The 15539-nt window shown below is 39.7% G+C and carries 7 protein-coding genes; 5 read left to right on the top strand and 2 right to left on the bottom strand.

Features of this window, described 5'->3' with window-relative positions; genetic code table 11:
* Positions 1 to 71 precede the first annotated feature (71 nt).
* The 4 genes from HMPREF9455_RS01535 (at position 72) to HMPREF9455_RS01550 (ending at position 11887) form a co-directional block, all read left to right on the top strand.
* Positions 72 to 4187: a hybrid sensor histidine kinase/response regulator gene (locus HMPREF9455_RS01535; RefSeq protein ID WP_006797803.1), complete on the top strand. Its 4116-nt coding sequence runs from the start codon at positions 72 to 74 to the stop codon at positions 4185 to 4187.
* Between the two features lie 148 nt (positions 4188 to 4335).
* The gene (locus tag HMPREF9455_RS01540; protein ID WP_006797804.1) at positions 4336 to 6696 is read left to right on the top strand and encodes a glycoside hydrolase family 95 protein; all 2361 of its coding nucleotides are present in this window, start codon (positions 4336 to 4338) and stop codon (positions 6694 to 6696) included.
* Positions 6697 to 7521: 825 nt separating this feature from the next.
* Positions 7522 to 9726: a beta-glucosidase family protein gene (locus HMPREF9455_RS01545; RefSeq protein ID WP_006797806.1), complete on the top strand. Its 2205-nt coding sequence runs from the start codon at positions 7522 to 7524 to the stop codon at positions 9724 to 9726.
* Between the two features lie 568 nt (positions 9727 to 10294).
* Positions 10295 to 11887: a glycoside hydrolase family 43 protein gene (locus tag HMPREF9455_RS01550; protein WP_006797807.1), complete on the top strand. Its 1593-nt coding sequence runs from the start codon at positions 10295 to 10297 to the stop codon at positions 11885 to 11887.
* A 60-nt stretch (positions 11888 to 11947) separates the two neighbouring features.
* Here the strand turns inward: HMPREF9455_RS01550 and HMPREF9455_RS01555 are convergent, their stop codons facing one another.
* Both HMPREF9455_RS01555 and HMPREF9455_RS01560 read right to left on the bottom strand, forming a co-directional pair.
* Entirely contained in the window at positions 11948 to 12709 is a 762-nt protein-coding gene (locus HMPREF9455_RS01555) for an SGNH/GDSL hydrolase family protein (protein WP_006797808.1), read from the bottom strand.
* 166 nt (positions 12710 to 12875) lie between these two features.
* Positions 12876 to 13151: a hypothetical protein gene (locus HMPREF9455_RS01560; protein WP_006797809.1), complete on the bottom strand. Its 276-nt coding sequence runs from the start codon at positions 13149 to 13151 to the stop codon at positions 12876 to 12878.
* A 543-nt stretch (positions 13152 to 13694) separates the two neighbouring features.
* On the opposite strand from HMPREF9455_RS01560, the gene ilvD reads away from it, so the two are divergent.
* A complete protein-coding gene (ilvD, locus tag HMPREF9455_RS01565) occupies positions 13695 to 15527 on the top strand; it encodes a dihydroxy-acid dehydratase (protein ID WP_006797810.1) in 1833 nt (610 codons plus the stop codon).
* Positions 15528 to 15539 lie beyond the last annotated feature (12 nt).

A 15539-nucleotide genomic window follows, 5' to 3' on the forward strand; every position in this document is an offset into this window, starting at 1 on the left:
AACACAGTACATTGTGTCATATAATTTTATATAAATTTGTAAGAGAAGAACCTACCTGATCTTAATTATTCATGAAGAAATCTATATTATTTTCTATACTTATTTGTTTTATATCTGTATATACTATCTACGCTCAACAATTCGAGTTTTCGCACCTCAACAATACAAATGGCTTATCAAATAACCAGGTCGAATCTTTATTCAGGGATAGCCGCGGATTTATGTGGTTTGGCACCAATATGGGGCTGAACAGGTATGATGGTGTAAATTTTAAAGTATATACAAATATTAAAAATGATGCGAATACCCCGTTATACGATAGGATTATAGATATACAGGAAGATATCGACGGCAATCTGTGGCTTAAAGAAAGTACCTATATCGTTTATAATTGGAAAACAGAATCGTTTATCAATAATGTTGATTCTTTATTACATAGAATGGGGCTGGAGGCAGGGCCTTCTATAATTGAAATAGACGATAAGAAAGATTTTTATATTGTTTATCCTGATAGAGGAATTTTCAAATATGATATTGCTACGCAGGAGGTGACGGCTTTTCCGCAATCATCAGATATTAATGCTCTGGATCAATCGGGAATAGCAGACATTAAAATTAAAGGAAGTTACATCTGGGTACTCCACAGTAACGGGCTTGTAGAACGACTGAATATACAAACAGGTAAAGTGGATATCCGTAATACATTCTTCAAAGAGAATTATCAGAACTCTACAATACTGAAATCCATCTATATAGATTCTGACAACGATCTGTGGATATATCCCAGTATAGATGACAGGGGTGTAGCTTATTTCAGCCTGAAAGAAAAGCAATGGACACTGCTTGATACAAAAAGTAAGGTCGCCCTATCGAGCAGTTTTATCAGATGTGTAGGACAGGATGCCGGCGGTTCTATATGGATAGGTACGGATCATGGAGGGGTTAATATTTATGATAAGAAGAAAAAGGATATAACAGTAGTAAAGAATGATATATACAATAACAACTCCATAAGCCAGAATTCTATAATAAGCATTTTTTGTGAAGCAGATGGTACTGTGTGGGTGGGGACGTACAAAAACGGAATATCATACTATCATCCTAACTTATTCAAATTTAAGAAGTCTCCTTTGTTCTATACTTTTAACAAGAATGCCGAAACCTTCGATTGCAACAGTCTGTATAAGAATAAAAATGGGGATTTATGGATAGGTACAAACGGCCGGGGACTTGTAAAATACAACGATGAGACAGGAACTATACAAACATTTCGCTATAATCCCAATGATGCCGGTAGCATATCGTCTGATATAATTACTTCAGTGTTCGAAGATCATGCTCAGATTCTTTGGATAGGTACATTTCTCGGAGGATTGAACGCCTATAACGGTAGAGAATTTAAGAGATACCAGGTGGACGAAGATAATCCTAATTCATTGTCCAGTAAAAGTGTATTTGGGTTAGCCGAAGATGATGAAAATAATCTATGGATAGCTACTTTAGGTGGTGGAACTGATAAACTTGACGCTGATCGCCTTACTTTCACGCATCATAATTTAAGGAACAGTAAGATGCTTTCAGACTATGTTCTGTCCATGTTTACTGATCCCTTGAAGAATATTTATCTGAGTACTGACAGAGGGCTTAATTTTATCGACAAAGATAAGAAAGAGATTACCGCATATTTTCCTGAAAGCAAGCTGTTGGACTCCCTGACCAATATTACAATCAATTATCAGTTTGTCGATTCAAAAGGTTTGGTTTGGATAGCTACCGATAAAGGTATTAATATTTATGACCCCCACAGGCATCAATTCTATTATATAATGGCGAGTGACGGTTTGCCTAGTGATGAAGTGGTATCGCTTATAGAGGACAATGACGGAAATGTCTGGGCTGGTACACGCAATGGATTAGCATGTATATATCGTGATTTTTCTGGTCAGAGATTCAAGTCTACAATTACTTATTTTGATGTGAAGGATGGCTTGCCTAGTTCTGTTTGTAATCGTAATGCCATATTTAAGGACAAAGACGGTATCATATATATAGGGAGTACCAATGGTTATGTCGCTTTTAACCCCAGGGAAATCGTTTTTAACAAGAATGTACCTAAAGCCCGCTTTACGGATTTATTGATTACCAATCAGGTGATAAGGCCCAATGTAAAATATGCCGGACGGGTGATTATTGAAAAGTCGATCACTGATATTAATGAGATAACCCTGCACTACGGTGAAACGAATTTTACAATCCTGTTTTCAGCGCTTAATTTTATTCATCCCGAAAAAAATAAATATAAATACATGCTCGAGGGGCTTGATAATAAGTGGACAGAAATAACAAACGGTATAGGAGCAGCCTCATATTCCAACCTGAATGCAGGGACTTATAAACTTATAGTATACGCGAGCAATGATGACAATGTATGGTCTGCAGAACCCATTGTATTGAAGATAGAGGTACAGCCTCCATTCTGGCTGTCGTGGTGGGCGTATATCATATACATTATTGCGGCAGCAGCTATAATTCGCTTTTTCCTTAAATATAAGCTGAATAAGCAGAGGGAAGAGTATGAGCAGGCACAGAAGATTCTCGAAGCCAATAAAATACATGAGGTGGATGAACTTAAATTCAAATTCTTTACCAATATAAGCCATGAGTTTAAAACCCCGTTGACACTCATTCTCACCCCACTGGAGAAACTGATGAAATCTCCTGCATCGGATGAGCAAAAAGCCACAATGAACATTATGCACAAAAATGCACAGAATTTACTCGAGATGGTAAATGAAATTCTCGATTTCAGAAAGTTCGACCTGAATAAAATGAACCTCAATATATCGCGTGGTAATATTATTGAATTCACAAAAGATATTTGCCAGTCTTTTTCTTCCCTTGCAGCAGAGAAGTCTATAAAATTGACTTTCACAACTTATTTGCAGGAATTACAAATGGAATTTGACAAAGAAAAGATGAATAAGATAATTACTAACCTCATTTCCAATGCTTTTAAATATACAGAAGAAGGACATATAGATGTCAGTATAGGCGTATCCGAATTGATGCAAAGTAATGAATCCTCTACTGCAAAACAGTTGACAATAAGGGTTTCAGATACAGGGGTTGGAATGGAATCGGAATACCTTGATAAAATATTCGACCGTTTTTTCAGAATTGAAAAAGCCGATAAAAATACCCCGTCGGGAACAGGTGTCGGTCTACATCTGGTGAGTGAATATGTGAAATTGCACGGAGGAGAAATAGAAGTGGAAAGTACAGTGGATAAAGGCTCTGTTTTTACAGTCTTGTTGCCTATCAACAATTCTACTTATAAAGAACTGAGCAGTCAGGATGTTATACATTCGGGTGATTCCGGAGATGCGGAAAAAGGTAAAAATGAAACTAAATCTGTTCAGAGGGCGAATTTACCATTATTGCTGATTGTAGATGATAATGAAGATTTTTGTGAGTTTATAACCAGTTTGTTCATTGATAACTACAATATAGTTACGGCCAATGATGGTGAAGAAGGCCTGCGTATCGTACTCGATCAGCTCCCCGAGATTATACTATGCGATGTAATGATGCCGAAGATGGATGGTTACGAATTTTGCAGGCAGGTAAAGGGGGATATACGCACATCCCATATTCCTATTATATTGCTTACGGCCAAGTCATCGGAAGAGAATCGTTATTCGGGTATAGAAGCCGGAGCTGACGACTATATCGCCAAGCCTTTCAATATAGATATGCTGACACTGAAAATAGCCAAGATAATAGAGAAGCAAAAGAAGTTGCAAAGTAGTTTCAGGAAAAAAATTGATGTAGCGCCGAGTGATATTGAGATAACCTCAATGGATGAGAAATTCGTACAAAAGGCGATAGCCATAGTGGAACAGAATATAGGGAATGCCGATTTCCTGGTCGAGGATTTGTGTAAGGAGATGGGTATGAGCCGTGTGTATTTCTATAAGAAGACTCTTGCTCTGACAGACAAAACTCCGTCCGAATTTATTCGTTTCATCCGCTTGAAACGGGCGGCCGATTTGCTCGAAAAGAGCCAGATGTTTGTGAATGAGATTGCTTTCCAGGTGGGATTCAATGATCCGAAGTATTTCCGTAAATATTTTAAGGAGGAGTTTGGGGTAACACCTAATGAGTATAAGAAGAATGAATCCAAGTGATTTAAATAACCTTGTAAACATTTTACCCCCTTTTAGGAGACATTTTGCCCCCTTCGGGAAATGAAGGTATTCCTATAATAGAAACATTGGGAATGGGATAAGATACAATAAAACAATACATTTGTGATATTGTAAAAACACTGATCCCATGAAAAAAGTATTATTGGCTTTAGCCTGTATTTTCTGTTCCTGCATCACTCTTCTTTCGCAAAATAAATGGCAATATTATTTCAACGAGCCGGCTTCTGCATGGGAGGAGTCTATTCCGTTGGGTAATGGGCGTATAGGGATGATGCCTTGGGGAGGAGTAGACAAGGAACGTATCGTATTGAACGAAATATCTCTTTGGGCTGGAAATAAACAGGATGCCGATAATCCGGATGCTTATAAACATCTGGGTGAAATAAGAAAACTCCTTTTCGAAAAGAAAAACCGTGAGGCGCAGGAGTTAATGTACAAAACCTTTACATGTAAAGGTGAAGGAGGGAGTGGCGCAGATTATGGTAAATTTGAAAATTTTGGTAATCTCTATATAGATATTACTTATCCGGATGCATCTGCCGCAGTTTCGGATTACAGACGGACGCTGGATATGAATAATGCCTTATCGGATGTTACTTATACAAAAGGGGGGATTAAATATACAAGGGAATATTTTACCTCCTTTACGGATGATATTGGAATAGCCAGATATACTGCCGACAAATCAAAAGCTCTGAATATGTGTATATCTCTCGACCGTGACGAAAATTATGAGACATATGCGAGTGGTCCGGTTCTTTACATATTTGGCCAATTGCCGGCAGGCGAAGGCAAAGAGGGTATGAAATATCTGGGAATGGTAAAAGCAGAGCATAAGGGAGGGCAACTCTTTACCAATGCCAGGGATATAGAAATTAAAAATGCAGATGAGGTAACTCTTTTCATTTCTCTGGCAACCAACTACAATGGAGTAGAACACGAAAAACTTGCAGGCTATTTATTAAATAAATTAAAAGGTGACTATAAAACCCGGAAACAAAAACATATCGAAAAATATCAAAACCTGTTTAACCGTGTAGACCTTACATTAGGCAAAAATAAAAATTCAGATTTACCTATCAACAAGAGATTAGAGGCTTTTGTAAACGACCGTAGCGATTATGATTTGGCCGCCTTATACATGCAATATGGCCGCTATCTGCTTATCTCATCTACACGTGAAGGAGGACTGCCTCCAAATTTGCAAGGACTATGGGCACCGCAAATACATACGCCCTGGAATGGAGATTATCACCTGAATATAAATCTGCAAATGAATCTTTGGCCTGCCGAAGTTTGTAATCTCTCCGAATTACATCTTCCCACTATCGAATATGTAAAATCATTAACAGAACCCGGGCATAAAACGGCGAAAGTATATTATAACAGCGATGGATGGGTAACTCATATACTGGGTAATGTCTGGGGCTTCACTTCTCCGGGAGAGAGTCCGTCCTGGGGGGCGACCAATACTTCGGGTGCCTGGATGTGCCAGCATTTGTGGGAGCATTACCTCTATTCGCAGGATGTGGAATATCTGAAATCTGTATATCCTACAATGAAAGGCGCGGCTCTATTTTTCGAAAATATGTTGGTTGAAGACCCGAATAACGGCTATCTGGTAACAGCACCTACCACTTCTCCTGAAAATACTTATATAACAGAATCAGGTGATGTCTTAAGCGTTTGTGCAGGTTCTACAATGGATAATCAGATTGTGCGGGAATTGTTTACGAATGTATCCGAAGCCGCGAAAATTCTGAATACAGACGAGCAATGGATAAGAACCATAGAAACCAAAAAACAAAGACTGGCGCCTACTACTATTGGTAAATACGGGCAGATAATGGAGTGGCTCGAGGACTATGAAGAGGCTGAAATACATCACCGCCATGTATCGCAACTCTATGGCTTGCATCCCGGTTATGAACTGACATACGAAAAAACACCGGAATTGATGGAAGCCGCTAAAAAAACACTTGAACGCCGTGGGGACGAGTCTACCGGCTGGTCGATGGCATGGAAAATAAACTTCTGGGCGCGGCTCAAAGATGGTGATCGAACTTATAAGCTGATTGGTGATCTGCTGAAACCCGCGGGTAAAGGGCATGGTACATATCCAAACCTTTTCAGTGCACATCCGCCAATGCAGATAGATGGCAATTTTGGAGGTTGCGCGGGTATAGCCGAGATGCTGGTACAGAGCCATGCCGGATATATTGAGCTGTTGCCTTCCGTTCCGGATGCCTGGAAAGACGGTAGTGTGAAAGGTTTGAAAGTGAGAGGGGGAGGGGAAGTTTCTTTTGCATGGAAAAATGGAAAAGTTACGGATGTTGATTTCATTGCCCGGACAGCAAATACATTTGTTTTTAAACTTGCTGATGATAAAATGGGTATATCAGGAACAAAGAATTATAAAACAGAGAACGGAAAATTATTTCTTAACCTGAAAAAAGGGGAAATAATCAGAATATCAAGATTTCTATAATGAATGAGAATCAGCAGCTGAAAGGACTGTGACTTTTCTATATAATTTTATCTATACAAGGCAGATAGCAAGCGAGTTATCGGCCTGAAAGGTTACAAAAAAGAAAACTACAGAAAGGTGTTACTTTTGTTACCTTTTAACAAGTTGTTGGTTTTTAGTAGTAAGTAGTAAAAGTTGAATTAAGTAATGATTAAAAAATAATATGGTCTATTTGTTCATATAAAGGAAAACTCCGTGTTACTCCTTTTACTATGTGGTTTAAATATTTCAAGATATGCTTGCATATCAAATAAAAAACTAAAAACTCCAAGTTATTTTTTTATTGTTACTAATATTAATTGGAAACTGTGTTACATGTGTTACCTTTTACAAGTAATAAGTATTAAATATAAAGAGGTATTCATTGTTAACTGTTAACTGAAAAGGTTGTAACCTTTGTTACTTTTTGCATTTTATACAGGATAGTCACCCGTATAGTAGCTAGTGGGAGTTACAAGGACATACCTAACAAGAACGGAAAAGGTAACAAGTGGAAAAAATTGTAAAATGTGTAACTTTTGTAACTTTTTGAAGAAAGTTATGAGTAAACAAGATACAAGATACGAGTTGTTAACTGATGACTACTAATTGTAAAGCCATATATGCGATAGCTAAAGCTAACGGCTATCAGCTAAAAGCTGAAATATGTGTAACCTTTGTTACCTTTTGGAAAAGCTACGACTAAACGAGGTATTATTATTGACTGTTATCTATTGACTGAAAACTGTTTTAATCAGTAACTGGCAGAATTAAAAAACATAATTTAATAAAAACATATTACATAACATGAAAAAAACATTTATTTGCGGTTTGTTCAGCCTTTTCTTAATGAATAACGTGCAGGCACAAACAAACGCTACTCCGGTTTATCTGGACGATAGTAAACCTATAGAGACTCGAATAGAGGATGCCTTATCACGCATGACTCTCGAAGAGAAGATCGCTTTTATCCATGCACAGTCTAAGTTCAGTACACCGGGTGTTCCCCGTCTGGGTATTCCCGAATTGTGGATGAGCGACGGCCCTCATGGCGTACGCATGGAAATAGATTGGGATACATGGGCACATGCCGGATGGACAAACGATTCGTGCACGGCCTTTCCTGCACTGACGTGTCTGGCCGCAACTTTCAATCCGGAATTGTCTTCATTATATGGTAATGCTATAGGCGAAGAAGCCCGCTACAGAAAAAAAGATATACTATTGGGCCCGGGGGTAAATATTTACCGGACTCCGATGAACGGACGCAACTTCGAATACTTGGGTGAAGACCCCTATCTGGCATCTAAAATGGTGGTACCTTATATTAAAGGTGTGCAGCAGAATGGAGTGTCGGCATGTCTGAAACATTTTGCACTCAATAATCAGGAAGTATGGCGCAATGTTATTGATGTAGAAGTAAGTGACAGGGCATTGTATGAAATTTATTTGCCTGCATTTAAAGCCGGAGTGCAGGAAGGTGGAGTCTGGTCTGTAATGGGCTCGTACAACAAGTTTAGAGGACAGTATTGCAGTCACCACGAGATATTGATTAATAAGATACTAAAAGGAGAGTGGGGGTACGATGGCATTGTTGTTACAGACTGGGGTAGTGCCCATGATACTAAGGAAGCTGCTCTTTACGGACTGGATGTGGAAATGGGAACATGGACGAACGGCCTGACTTGGGGCGAGAGCTTCGCATACGATAATTATTATCTGGCCCAGCCTTATCTGAAGATGCTGAAAAACGGCGAATTGCCGATGTCTACTCTCGATGATAAAGTACGCCGTGTGCTTCGCCTGACATTCCGGACTAATATGGAAAGGAAACGTCCGTTTGGTAGCTTTGCCACAAAGGAACACGCCGATGTGAGCCGTAAAGTAGCCGAAGAAGGCATTGTTTTGATGAAAAACACCAATAACTTTTTCCCTATTGCAAAAGGCAGATATAATAAAATTGTGGTGATCGGCGAAAACGCTACACGTTCACTTACCGTGGGAGGTGGTTCGTCGGAACTGAAAGTGAAAAAAGAAGTTTCGCCGCTCGAAGGGTTGATAAATAAATATGGTGCAGATAAAGTATTCTATACAATGGGCTACGGTTCCGGCCCAACGGTATATGATAATTTTGTGCCGTCACCATATAATGCTGATTCATTGAAACGTGAGGCTCTGGCATTAGTAAAGGATGCCGATGTTGTTCTTTTCTTCGGCGGGCTGAACAAAAATTATCAGCAGGATTGTGAAGGGGCCGACCGCATCACTTATGATCTTCCTTTCGGACAAAATGAATTGATAGAAGACTTACTGAAAGTGAATAAGAATACGGGTATCGTGATTGTTAGCGGTAATGCCGTGGCAATGCCATGGCTGGATAAAGTATCCGCATTGATGCAGTCTTGGTATCTTGGTTCGGAGGCAGGTAATGCGACAGCGAATATAATAGCAGGTGATATAAATCCGTCGGGTAAACTACCTTTCAGTATTCCAAGAAAATTGGAAGACAACGGAGCAATGTCATTCGGGACTATTTCTTATCCGGGCGACAGCGTCACACAGATATACAAAGAAGATATACTCGTAGGCTATCGCTGGCATGATACGAAGAAGATACCGGCATTATTCCCGTTTGGATACGGATTGTCATATACTACGTTCGAATATGGGAAAGTATCTGCCGACAAGAAAGAATATGAAAAAGATGATGTCATAAAAGTTTCTTTTACGCTGTCCAATAAAGGAAACTTAGCAGGTTCGGAATCAGTACAGATATATGCCTCGCAGGCAAAACCATCCTTGGAACGTCCTGCCAAAGAACTGAAAGCATTCAAAAAAGTATTTCTTAATGCAGGTGAAAGCAAAACCGTAGAATTATCCGTTCCTGTGAAAGATTTGGCTTTCTTCGATGATAAAGCTCACGGTTGGATCGTAGAATCGGATAAATTTACACTACATTGTGCAGCGTCGTCTGCCGATGTGAAAAGTTCGGTAACTGTTCAGGTAAAATAACAGGTAGAGGTTAATGATGCATTAAAATGTTCTATTTTTTCTAACGCGCCTATCGGCTTGTTTTTCATTTTGCCTTGATGCAAAACGAAACAAAAAATCAAGGCTGCATCCCTCCGGCGCCCCAAAACCGCAGCTCCGGTGGGGCAAAATAATACGGAGTCATCTTTTACCGGATTATCAGCCGTGTATAGCAGCTACCCTATTTTGCCCTACACCTCCGCTTTACGGATTGGGTACCCCGCCTGCGGAATGAGGCCGTTATCGCGATGCGGCGACAGGACTGTGTCTTTTCAGGCTTTAGCCCCACGTGCGTCAGCCCTTGCGCATTAGTGACGCAGGCGGGGTACCCAATCCGTTGCAGACGGCGTAGAATCAAACGGGGCGATAGCCCGTTTGTTTGATTCAGCCGACGAAACGGTTTTGGGTCGCCGAGGAGCGGAGCGCTAGCCTTTTGGTTCGTTTTGGGCAATGCCAAAATGAACGTTTAAGCGCAACGAAGTGGAGCATAAGAAAATAGAACATATAAATAAGCCAATACATATTTTATAAAACTTAAATAATTGATGCCATGAAAAACATGTTGAAAATATTTTTTACTTTATGCTTGCTGACCGTCTGTTCTATGCAGATATTCTCTCAGTCAGGCTATAAAAATCCTATCCTAAGGGGATTTAATCCCGATCCCAGTATTTGCCGGGTGAACGATGATTTTTATATGGTTACCTCTTCTTTCGAGTATTTCCCGGGTTTGCCTATTTATCATAGCAAAGACCTTGTTAACTGGCAGCAGATAGGGCATTGCCTTACCCGTGATTCGCAACTTCCGTTATATAAGGCACCAGCTTCGGGAGGGCTGTTTGCCCCGTCTTTGCGTTATCACGATGGGCTGTTCTATGTAATATGCACAAACGTGTCGGGCGGAGGTAATTTCTTTTGTACGGCGACTGATCCTGCCGGCCCGTGGAGCGAGCCTACATGGGTAGATATAAAAAGTATCGACCCCGATATCTTTTGGGACGAAGATGGTAAAACTTATTTCGTCACACAAGGTGATGAAGGTATCAGAGTGACAGAAGTAGACCTGAAAACAGGAAAAGTGATCGGTTCCGAGCATCTTGTGTGGGGAGGTATCGGAGGACGTTTCCCAGAAGCTCCTCATATTTATAAGAAAGATGGGTTTTACTACCTGCTACTGGGCGAAGGCGGTACGGAATATATGCATAGTGCAACGATAGGACGCAGTAAAAATCTTCTTGGCCCTTACGAATCATGCCCACTAAATCCTATACTTACACATGCAAACAGGATAGGGCAGGGGAATCCGATACAGGGTGTAGGACATGCCGACCTGGTGCAAGCCAATGATGGCTCGTGGTGGATGGTATTCCTCGGATTCAGGGTTACGCAGGTATATTCCTATTATCATATACTCGGGCGGGAAACATTCCTTGCTCCTGTAGACTGGCCGAAAGGCGGGTGGCCACAGGTGAACGGGAATGGGACTGTTTCGCTGGGAATGAACGTACCTACATTGCCGTTGCATCCTTTCAAGAAAGCTCCGGTACGAACCAATTTTGATGAGGAAAAATTAGACTTCGACTGGCAGTATCTACGCAATCCTATAAGGGAAAACTATTCTCTTACCGAAAGGAAAGGTCACTTAAGAGTCAGTGCATCACCATATACATTGAATGAAACCGAGGCTGTATCTTTCGTGGCGCGCAGGCAAACAGAACATGACTTCAGAGCAGAGACGCTTCTTGAATTTGAATCTTCTGCCGAAAATGAGGAAGCAGGAATCACACTTATCCAGAACAATACACACCATTACGATTTGTTCCTTAAAAAAGTAAAAGGACAGCATATCGTTCAATTGCGTGTACAGGTAGGTTCACTTTCTTATATAGCAGCCGAAAAAGTGCTTAAAGGCAATAAAGTGAGATTTATAATTGAAGGTGCTCCGCAGCAATATTCATTCTTTTGTTCCGAAACAGAGAATGGAGATTATAATGAATTGGGAAAACTGGATACCCGCTATCTGAGCACCGAGGTTGCGGGAGGTTTCACCGGTGTAATGATAGGATTGTATGCTTCATCGAATGGTAAAGTCAGTAAGGCAAAAGCGTATTACGACTGGTTCGATTACCGGGTGAAAGAATAGACATATTCAAACGAAAAATAAAAGTGAGATTCTGTAATTGTTGAATCTCACCTTTATTTTTCAAAACAAACCGGCTGTTTTCTCTATCCACATATCAGCCATTCGTTTATGGGCGGCGGCAGTAGGATGTATACCGTCCCAAAGCCAATAAGTTGCCGGAACATTCGGATATCTGACTAATAAGTCGCCGTATAATTTATCGAACGGAACAAGGACTGCATTATAGTCCGATGCAATCTTTTCTATAATCTCGCTGCATTCACCAAGTAGTTGATGGCGTAAATTCCACGCCCCCTGTTTATTCAGATTATCAGTTTCATAAGCAAAAGGTGTACATAATACGATTTTAAGATTCGGATTCTTTTCTAAAGATAAATCCAGAAGGTTACGGTATTTCGTATCCCAACCAGCCAGATCGAAGTCTTTATTTGTCCCATTGCTTAGATATCGGGCTATGTCATTAGTACCGATAAGAATGGATAATATATCCGGATTTATTTCCAGAGCATCGTCTTTCCATCGTTTTTCGAGGTCATCTAATGAGTTTCCGCTAATTCCTCTGTTATAAAATACATATCCCTGTTCCGGAAATGTTCCCATAAAGTAAGCTGCACATAAATACATATAGCCACTGCCGAAAATATGGTTTTGATCCCAATGATTACGTTCAGATGAGGGTTTTGCATCACCTCCGCCCCAGTTGCCATCAGTGATGGAGTCACCTATATATAGGAATTTTTTGTCTTTCCTTGCTATATCTTGGGCAGGAGTAGCATTTATTACTGTAAGGATTATAAGAATGGAAAGTATAGTCTTTTTCATAGCTGAATTTTACGGGTCTTGTATATCTGTTTATTTACTATGTAAATATAGTGATTTGTATAAAAAAGTTTGATAGGGAATGTCTGAAATATACTATGAACTTTGTACAGATATTATTGAGATGGTAAATCAAAAGAGATTACTTTGTGGGTAATCTCTTTATAAATTAAATATTAGATAATGTAGGTATCCCTTTTCTGTTATATCTCAACTCTTTCTCTTTCTTTTTATCCAAATATTTTTTTATCCTTGCTTTTCTGATAAGAATATTGACAGAGATGGCTATCGCACAATATATCAGGAATGGAACAACAATAAAATATGGTATATAACTTGTATATTCTCCAAAGTCAAAATCGCCCACAGCCAGAATCAGTAAATAAGAAAAGAAAACGATGTATGAAATCCTGTGTATTACCTTGTATTTCTCATATTTTTGCATAATAATCAAATTTTAATCTGTTATAAACTATAAGAAATTAGATTCTTAAAATAATTAGCAGTGAAGTCTTTTCATACGCACCCTTTCTTCTAAAAATATTTATATAATCTGTTTGGATAAACATAGACCTTAAAAAGCAGATTTCCAAATATTTTACATAATCTTTACAATTTCTGGGACCTTTATTGGATATTTTGATATAAATTGCAACCTGTTTTCGTCCTATTTAAAACAACTTCTTCTCCAAGAAGTAAAAAAACGATGATAAAATTTGTATTTAAAAAAAAGTTTATAACTTTGTGTTCACTTTTTGATATGAAATTATGACAAATTGCTTTTTACATGTCCTCATTCTTGATATTCTCCTCGTCGGCCAGAATAAATGAGAAAGGTGTGTATATTAGCTTGATAATATAAGGAATAAATAAAATATAGCCTTTCTCATTCTTGGGAAAGGCTTTTTTATAATATTCCGGATAATAAATAAACTAAAAAACAACTATAAGCCTGTGGTGATGAGCTAACGGCTAAATTAAGAAAGTTATGGGATTTGAATTAAGAAGTTCGACAAGTACACAAGGTAGACGCATGGCAGGAGCCAGAGCTCTATGGCGGGCAAACGGTATGAAGGAAGAACAGATGGGAAAACCATTAATTGCCATCGTAAATTCATTTACGCAGTTTGTACCGGGACATGTTCATCTACATGAAATAGGACAAAAGGTTAAAGCTGAAATAGAAGCGTTAGGTTGTTTCGCTGCCGAATTTAATACTATTGCTATCGATGATGGTATTGCGATGGGACATGATGGCATGCTCTATTCCCTCCCTTCGCGCGATCTGATAGCTGATAGCGTAGAATATATGGTAAACGCACATAAGGCCGATGCAATGATTTGTATCAGCAACTGCGACAAGATTACCCCCGGAATGCTGATGGCGGCCATGAGACTGAATATTCCTGCAATTTTTGTTTCAGGCGGACCGATGGAAGCAGGAAAGATGGATGGCCAACAGCTCGACCTGATAGATGCCATGATAAAGTCTGCCGATGATTCAGTTTCCGATAGGGAAGTAAGTTTAATAGAAAAAGCTGCTTGCCCTACTTGTGGTTCTTGTTCGGGTATGTTTACGGCAAATTCGATGAACTGCCTGAACGAAGCTATCGGATTAGCACTGCCCGGCAATGGTACTATCGTAGCCACACATGCCAACCGCATGCAATTGTTCAAAAATGCGGCAAAACAAATCGTTACCAATGCCTATCGTTACTACAGAGATGGAGACGAGTCGGTTCTCCCTCGTAAAATTGCAACAAAAACAGCTTTCCTTAATGCTATGACACTCGACATAGCTATGGGAGGTTCTACAAATACTATTCTTCACCTTTTAGCTATTGCTCAGGAAGCCGAAGTGGATTTCACAATGGATGATATTGATAAATTGTCCCGTAAAACACCTTGCCTCTGCAAAGTTGCTCCCAATACACAGAAATATCATATACAGGACGTAAACCGTGCAGGAGGTATTTTGGGCATAATGAAAGAACTGGATAGAGCTAAGTTGATAGATAGTTCTGTTTCAAGGGCAGATGGACTTACACTTGCCCAAGCAATTAGTAAATATGATATTACAAAAAATACAATTATAACCAGAGAGGCGGAGCTTACATACAAATCGGCTCCCGGTAATCGCTTTAATCTTGTAATGGGGTCTCAGGATAATTATTTTCCTACACTCGATATAGACAGGGAAGCGGGATGTATTCGTAATGTAGAACATGCCTATACCAAAGACGGAGGTCTTGCTATACTGAAGGGGAATATTGCACAGAACGGATGTGTAGTGAAAACAGCGGGGGTGGATGAAAGCATTTTCAAATTTAAGGGGACTGCAAAAGTATTTCATTCGCAGGATGCGGCATGTGAAGGTATTCTGAAAGGTGAAGTTGTTGCCGGAGATGTAGTCATCATTACATATGAAGGACCGAAAGGTGGACCTGGTATGCAGGAAATGTTATACCCGACGTCCTATATTAAATCTAAGCATTTGGGTAAAGAATGTGCTTTGATTACAGATGGACGGTTCTCCGGAGGTACATCCGGCTTGTCTATTGGTCACGTTTCACCCGAAGCTGCATCAGGCGGAGCCATAGGGCTGGTTCGTAGTGGCGATATCATAGAAATAGATATTCCTAAACGTTCCATTAATGTGAAGCTTTCTGATGCAGAACTGGAAGCACGACGACAGGAAGAATTGGCAAAAGGAAAGGATGCTTTTAAGCCAAATCGCGAGCGTTATGTATCCAAAGCACTGAAAGCCTATGCGAGCATGGTAAGTTCGGCTGATTTGGGAGCAATAAGAATTATCGAATAAGAGATCCGTAAT

Source organism: Dysgonomonas gadei ATCC BAA-286 (assembly GCF_000213555.1).
Taxonomy (GTDB): domain Bacteria; phylum Bacteroidota; class Bacteroidia; order Bacteroidales; family Dysgonomonadaceae; genus Dysgonomonas; species Dysgonomonas gadei.